Annotated in this window: 5 protein-coding genes; 4 read left to right on the top strand and 1 reads right to left on the bottom strand. The window is 46.2% G+C overall.

Annotated elements, in window-relative coordinates:
• Nucleotides 1-36: 36 nt before the first annotated feature.
• Nucleotides 37-2052 (bottom strand): DNA helicase Rep, encoded by a 2016-nt coding sequence (rep, locus tag H735_RS18980; protein ID WP_020196791.1) that lies wholly within the window; start codon nt 2050-2052, stop codon nt 37-39.
• A 170-nt stretch (nt 2053-2222) separates the two neighbouring features.
• Between rep and H735_RS18985 the strand changes: the two genes are divergently transcribed.
• The 4 genes from H735_RS18985 (at nt 2223) to ubiK (ending at nt 7446) form a co-directional block, all read left to right on the top strand.
• Nucleotides 2223-2804: a TetR/AcrR family transcriptional regulator gene (locus H735_RS18985; RefSeq protein WP_027726748.1), complete on the top strand. Its 582-nt coding sequence runs from the start codon at nt 2223-2225 to the stop codon at nt 2802-2804.
• An 18-nt stretch (nt 2805-2822) separates the two neighbouring features.
• Entirely contained in the window at nt 2823-3929 is a 1107-nt protein-coding gene (gene vmeC / locus H735_RS18990; RefSeq protein WP_027726749.1) for a multidrug efflux RND transporter periplasmic adaptor subunit VmeC, read from the top strand.
• A gap of 11 nt (nt 3930-3940) precedes the next feature.
• Nucleotides 3941-7063: a multidrug efflux RND transporter permease subunit VmeD gene (gene vmeD, locus H735_RS18995; RefSeq protein WP_020196794.1), complete on the top strand. Its 3123-nt coding sequence runs from the start codon at nt 3941-3943 to the stop codon at nt 7061-7063.
• Nucleotides 7064-7194: 131 nt separating this feature from the next.
• Complete coding sequence (gene ubiK, locus H735_RS19000; RefSeq protein WP_005427244.1) at nt 7195-7446, top strand: ubiquinone biosynthesis accessory factor UbiK; 252 nt, start codon at nt 7195-7197, stop codon at nt 7444-7446.
• The last annotated feature ends 73 nt before the right edge of the window (nt 7447-7519 follow it).

The raw sequence follows: 7519 nt of genomic DNA on the forward strand, positions 1-7519 counted from the left end.
GCCTTTTTGTTTTTAGTCCGTCGTAACAACGCTGCACTACTTCTTAAACATTGCTCGAATATTGGCGATGTGTGCTTGGCCTTTTGCCATACGCTCTTCTGCCGATACTGGCTTTTTGTTTACTTCCCATTCAACGTCGTCAAATGGCAGCTCATCTAAGAAGCGGCTTTGCGTCGGCTTGATCAATTCACCAAACTGTCGACGTTCCTTACACATGGTAAAAGTCAGCTCGCGCTGAGCACGGGTAATACCCACGTACATTAGGCGGCGTTCTTCTTCAACGTTGTCTTCATCAATACTGGTTTGGTGCGGCAGAATGCCCTCTTCCGAACCAATCAAATACACGAAGGGGAACTCGAGGCCTTTTGAAGCGTGCAGGGTCATCAATTGAACCGCATCGCTATCTTCATCTTCTTCACCACGTTCCATCATGTCGCGTAGGGTAAGACGTTGAACCACCTCTTTTAGCGTCTTCTCTTCTTGGTCGTAGTTGTCGCCTTCTAGATCGGCCACAATCCAAGAATAAAGATCAGAAACGTTCTTCATACGCATTTCCGCCGCTTTCGGGCTTGCTGACGTTTCGTATAGCCAATCTTCGTAATGAATATCACGTACAAGCGAACGCACCGCTTCAACCGTATCACCTCGCTCAGCTTGATCAGCAATAGCTACCAACCATTGCGTGAAACGGCGTAGGTTCTCTAGGCCACGGCCGGTTAGGTGCTGCTCCAATCCTATTTCAAAGCTGACTTCAAACAAGCTCTTACCACGCATGTTGGCGTAGCTACCCAACTTCTCTAGAGTCACGGGACCAATTTCACGACGCGGCGTATTCACAATACGTAGGAACGCGTTGTCATCATCTGGGTTCACCAATACACGTAGGTACGCCATAATGTCTTTGATCTCTGCTCGAGCGAAGAAAGACGTGCCGCCAGACAGTTTGTATGGCACACGGTTTTGCATCAATGACTTTTCAATCAAACGTGATTGGTGGTTACCACGATATAAAATAGCATAGTCTTTATATTCGGTGCGGTTTAGGAACTTGTGCGCAATCAATTCACCCGTTACGCGCTCCGCTTCGTGCTCTTCATTTTTAGCTAGCAACACTTTGAGCTTTTCACCGTCAGGAATTTCCGAGAACAGCGATTTCTCATACACGTGTGGGTTATTCGCAATCAAGATGTTAGCTGCACGCAGAATACGGCTAGTCGAACGGTAATTCTGCTCCAACTTAATCAAGCGCAAATTTGGATAGTCTTCACCAAGCAACACCAAGTTTTGCGGCTTAGCGCCACGCCATGAATAGATGGATTGGTCATCGTCGCCTACAACAGTTAAACGACCGCGCTCGCCAACGATGAGCTTCACCAAATCGTATTGGCTAGTGTTGGTATCTTGATATTCATCCACCAATAAGTAGCGAATGCGATTTTGCCAGCGTTGACGCACTTCTTCGTTATTACGCAGCAGTTGCACGGGTAGGGAAATCAAGTCGTCAAAATCAAGCGCGTTATACGCCTTCATCTGCTTTTGGTACATCTCAAAGCAGAACGCAAATAGTTGTTGTTGCTCACCTTGAGCCAGCGCTTTGGCTTGCTCCGGTGTCAGCATGTCGTTCTTCCAGTTCGAGATTGAACTCAAAAGTTGGCGCAACAAGTCTTTGTCACCATCAAGCTGCTTCTCTGTTAGCTCTTTGAGCAGCGCAAGCTGGTCTTGATCATCAAACAATGAGAAGCCCGCTTTCAAGCCAAGGTGCTTGTACTCGCGCTTGATGATGTTCAACCCTAACGTGTGGAACGTCGAGACCATCAGACCTTTCGATTCAGATTTACCTAACGTTTGACCAACACGCTCTTTCATCTCGCGTGCCGCCTTGTTGGTAAAGGTTACCGCAGCAATATTGCGTGCCTTGTAGCCACACTGCTGAACCAAATAAGCGATTTTATTGGTAATAACACGAGTTTTACCCGAACCAGCGCCCGCTAGCACCAAGCATGGGCCTGATACGTACTTAACGGCTTCGTCTTGTCTGGGGTTCAGCTTCATAAAAATTCTCTGCGGGTGGAAATAGTGGCGCCTATGATAAAGGGGTGAGTGTGTGAAAGCTACGGTCATTTTCACGTAATTTTTACACAGAGAGTTGCAACATTTTGTTGCATAACTGACCAGTCTTTGCGCTATAATGAATGAACGTTCATTCATTTGGTGGTGTGGTTATGACCTATAACACTACTGGAGATAAATACGAGCAAATCATCGCAGCTGCCGAACGCTTAATTGCTGAATCGGGTTTTCATGGTCTATCCATGCAAAAGCTCGCAACTGAAGCAGGTGTCGCAGCAGGCACGATTTATCGATATTTCTCAGATAAAGAACATCTTTTAGAAGAAGTCCGCCTTACCGTTACCAAACGTATCGCGGAGGCCGTTCAAGCGGATGTTCATGACGATATGCCCCTGAAAGAGCGTTACCGCACTATGTGGCTCAATATTTGGCACCTTGCTGGATCAAATTTAGACACCTTAAGTAATCGTGTCCAATATGAATCACTGCCTTGTGGAAATCGTAAAAGTACTCGGGAACTTGAAAGGCAAATGTTTGCCCAAGTAGATCGTCTTTTTAATCAAGGCAAAGTGGAAGGGGTATTTAAACTTCTCGATAACGAAATTCTTTCAGGGTTAAGTTTCGAAGCTAGTGTTGCGCTTGCTAGAAAACATGCTTTGGGATTTTATCAGTTGGATGAAGACGCGTTGGAAGCAGCCGTTGAAGCCAGCTGGGATGCAATTATTAAACACTAACTTGGAGTTCTTAATAGAGTGAAAAAGTGGACTTTCTTTATGTTACTTATCGCGATTCTTCTGTTCGGAAGCGTGATAGGTTTCAACTTATTCAAGCAACAGAAAATTGCTGAATACATGGCGAATCGTCCGGAACCAGAATTCCCAGTAACCGTAACAGAAGTACAAGCGGTTGATTGGGTTCCTGTTATCGAGGCGATCGGCTTCATTGAACCTAACCAAGGTGTCACTGTTGCGAACGAAACCAGCGGTGTGATCGATAAGATTTCTTTCGACTCTGGTACTCAAGTTGAAGAGGGCCAGCCTTTGGTTCTTCTAGACTCTGAAGTAGAAATCGCAAACCTTAAGAGCTCTCAAGCTAAACTGCCAGCGGCTCAAGCTAAGTACAAACGCTACCAAGGCCTTTTCAAAAAAGGTTCTATCTCTAAAGAAGCGTATGACGAAGCAGAAGCAAACTACTTCTCACTGAAAGCGGATATCGAAAGTCTTAAAGCGACCATCGACCGCCGTGAAATCAAAGCGCCTTTCGCTGGTGTAGTTGGTATTCGTAACGTTTATCTTGGTCAATACCTACAAGCAGGTACTGACATCGTGCGTCTTGAAGACACAACAGTAATGCGCTTGCGTTTCACCGTGCCTCAAACAGACATCTCTCGCATCAAGCTAGACCAAGAAGTAGACATCTTTGTGGATGCTTACCCTGATAAGCCATTCAAAGGTTCTATCTCTGCTATCGAGCCTGCGGTTAACGTTCAAAGTGGTCTAATCCAAGTTCAAGCTGACATTCCAAACAGCGATGGCAAACTTCGTAGTGGTATGTTCGCTCGTGCAAACATCATTCTACCGAAGTTAGACAACCAAGTAACGCTGCCGCAAACGGCCATCACTTTTACCCTATATGGTGACAACGTGTACATCGTAACTGAAGAAGACGGTGAAAAACGCGTTAAGCAACACGTGGTAAAAGTGGGCGAACGTACTAAAGACATCGCGCATATTCTAGAAGGCGTGAAACCAGGTGATGTGGTAGTAACGTCGGGGCAAGTCCGTCTAAGTAACCACGCGAAAGTAACCATCGTTGAAAATTCGGCACTGACACCACCTGCTGAAACACCAATGCTTTAATTGGAGGCATCATGCGCTTTACTGATGTTTTTATAAAACGTCCAGTTTTAGCGGTATCGATCAGCTTTTTGATTGCGTTGCTTGGTTTACAAGCCGTATTCAAGATGCAGGTTCGTGAATACCCTGAAATGACCAATACGGTGGTTACCGTTACCACCAGTTATTACGGTGCAAGTGCCGATCTGGTCCAAGGCTTTATTACCCAACCTTTGGAGCAAGCCGTTGCGCAGGCCGATAATATCGACTACATGACTTCATCCTCAGTGCTTGGTAAGTCTACCATAACCGTAAACATGAAGTTGAACACTGACCCAAACGCAGCACTGTCTGACATTCTGGCGAAAACAAACTCGGTCCGTTCACAACTTCCAAAAGAAGCAGAAGACCCAACAGTAACCATGTCGACTGGTTCGACTACCGCAGTACTGTACATTGGCTTCACCAGTAATGAGTTGTCTTCAAGCCAGATCACTGACTACCTCGAGCGTGTAATCAACCCACAGCTATTTACGGTAAACGGTGTCTCTAAAGTTGACCTATACGGTGGTATAAAATATGCGCTGCGTGTATGGCTAGATCCAGCGAAAATGGGTGCACTTAAGCTGACTGCAACTGATGTAATGACAGTACTGAATGCCAACAACTACCAATCCGCAACTGGTCAGGCAACAGGTGAGTTCGTTCTTTACAACGGTAGCGCAGATACTCAGGTATCCAACGTTGCTGAGCTAGAAGCTCTGGTTGTTAAAACTGGCGAAGGTGACGTGATTCGCCTTGGAGATATTGCAAAAGTCACGCTAGAGAAGAGCCACGATATTTACCGCGCAAGTGCGAACGGCCAGGAAGCTGTAGTTGCAGCGATCAACGCAGCACCAAGCGCTAACCCAATCAACATTGCGGCAGATGTACTAGACCTGTTGCCTCAACTAGAGCGCAACCTGCCAAGCAACATCAAAATGAACGTGATGTACGATTCAACCATCGCAATCAATGAATCCATTCACGAAGTTGTGAAAACCATTCTTGAAGCAGCTGTTATCGTACTGGTGGTTATTACCCTATTCCTAGGTTCATTCCGTGCGGTTGTAATTCCTATCGTTACCATCCCACTATCACTGATTGGTGTCGCCATGGTGATGCAGGCAATGGGCTTCTCGTGGAACTTGATGACACTTCTGGCAATGGTACTCGCCATCGGCCTAGTGGTGGATGACGCGATCGTTGTTCTTGAGAACGTCGACCGTCACATTAAAGAGGGCGAATCACCATTCCGTGCAGCCATCATTGGTACACGTGAAATTGCGGTACCAGTAATCGCAATGACCCTAACGCTAGGTGCGGTATACGCTCCGATTGCACTGATGGGAGGTATTACAGGTTCGCTATTTAAAGAGTTCGCATTAACCCTAGCAGGTGCGGTATTTGTATCCGGTATCATCGCATTAACTCTGTCACCGATGATGTGTTCAAAAATGCTTAAAGCAAATGAAGAACCAAGCAAGTTTGAGCAAAAGGTGCATCACGTATTAGATGGCATGACCAACCGTTACGAGAAAATGCTAACTTCTGTTATGGCGCACCGTCCAGTGATCATCGCGTTTGCAATCATTGTGTTCGCAAGCTTGCCGATTCTGTTCAAGTTCATTCCAAGTGAACTGGCACCTTCGGAAGATAAAGGTGTTGTTGTTCTAATGGGTAATGCGCCATCTAATGCAAACCTAGATTTCATCGAAAATACAATGCAGCAGGTCAACAAGATACTAAGTGACCAACCTGAAGTTGAATATGCTCAAATATTTTCTGGCGTAATGAAGTCTAACCAAGCATTCGGTCTAGCAACTCTGAAGCCTTGGAGTGAACGAGAAGCAAGCCAAGCAGACATCACTAAACGTGTAGGCGACCTAGTTTCTCACGTACCAGGTATGTCAGTAACCGCATTCCAAATGCCTGAGCTTCCTGGTGCAGGTTCAGGCCTGCCAATCCAGTTCGTTATCACCACACCAAACAGCTTCGAGAGCTTGTTTACTATCGCAAGCGATATCTTAACTGACGTGGCAACGAGCCCAATGTTCGTCTACTCGGATCTGGATCTTAACTACGATTCAGCAACAATGAAGATCAGCATCGACAAGGACAAAGCAGGTGCTTACGGCGTAACCATGCAAGACATTGGTGTTACGCTAAGTACCATGATGGCGGATGGCTACGTAAACCGTATCGACCTAAATGGTCGTTCATACGAGGTTATCCCTCAAGTTGAACGTAAGTGGCGTCTGAACCCAGAATCGATGAAGAACTACTACGTACGTTCAGTTGACGGCAAAGCAGTACCACTGGGCAGCTTAATCACGATTGATGTTGTCGCAGAGCCTCGCTCACTGCCTCACTTCAACCAGCTAAACTCAGCAACGGTTGGTTCAGTACCTGCTCCAGGTGTAGCAATGGGTGATGCGATCCACTGGTTCGAAGACGTAGCACAAAACAAACTGCCATCAGGCTACAACCATGATTACATGGGTGAAGCTCGTCAGTTCGTAACGGAAGGTAGCGCACTATACGCAACATTCGGTTTGGCACTGGCGATCATCTTCCTAGTGCTGGCGATTCAGTTTGAATCTATCCGCGATCCAATCGTAATCATGGTATCGGTGCCGCTAGCGGTATGTGGTGCATTGATTGCTCTGGCGTGGGGAACAGCATCGATGAACATCTACTCGCAGGTTGGTTTGATTACTCTGGTTGGTCTGATCACCAAACATGGTATCTTGATCTGTGAGGTAGCGAAAGAAGAGCAGTTACACAACAAACTGTCTCGTATCGATGCGGTAATGGAAGCGGCGAAAGTTCGTCTTCGTCCAATCCTGATGACGACGGCAGCGATGATTGCAGGTCTTATCCCACTGATGTACGCAACGGGTGCAGGTGCGGCTCAGCGCTTTAGTATCGGTATCGTAATCGTTGCCGGTCTGGCGATCGGTACCCTGTTTACGCTATTCGTACTGCCTGTGATTTACAGCTACCTAGCTGAGAAACACAAGCCATTGCCAGTGTTTGTTGAAGACAAAGACTTGGAAAAGCTAGCTCGTGTGGATGAAGCGAAAGCCGCTCACCGCGAATTAGCAGATAACAAGTAAGCATAAAGCACTAAGAAAAAGGTCACTTCGGTGACCTTTTTTATTGCTGCTCTCTTTTTTACCATCTAAATGGCGACTTTCCCGTATCATTTACATAGAATGTGGGCAAATCAAAAGGAGTTTTAGCCACTATGTTTGACCCAAAGAAATTAGAGCAAATCGCTAAACAAATTCACGAATCAATGCCACAGCCAGTAAAAGAGCTAGGCGCGGATGTTGATCAAAAAGTTCGCCAAGTAATCCAAGGTCAGCTAAACAAGCTAGACGTTGTTAGCCGTGAAGAATTCGACGTACAAACTCAAGTTCTACTGCGTACACGTCAAAAGCTGACAGAGATGGAAAAGAAATTGGCTGAGCTTGAAGAAAAGCTAGCTGATAAATAAGCGAGAAGCTGGAAATTCTTAAGGGTTGGCGTATGCACGTCAACCCTTTTTGTTTTTTGGGATTCGGGATTCG

The sequence above is a fragment of the Vibrio owensii CAIM 1854 = LMG 25443 genome, assembly GCF_000817815.1.
Classification (GTDB): Bacteria; Pseudomonadota; Gammaproteobacteria; order Enterobacterales; family Vibrionaceae; genus Vibrio; species Vibrio owensii.

Coding starts and splice junctions, on each gene's coding strand:
- rep (WP_020196791.1), bottom strand. CDS start 2,052: ATGAAGCTGAACCCCAGACAAGACGAAGCCGTTAAGTACGTATCAGGC.
- vmeD (WP_020196794.1), top strand. CDS start 3,941: ATGCGCTTTACTGATGTTTTTATAAAACGTCCAGTTTTAGCGGTATCG.
- ubiK (WP_005427244.1), top strand. CDS start 7,195: ATGTTTGACCCAAAGAAATTAGAGCAAATCGCTAAACAAATTCACGAA.
- H735_RS18985 (WP_027726748.1), top strand. CDS start 2,223: ATGACCTATAACACTACTGGAGATAAATACGAGCAAATCATCGCAGCT.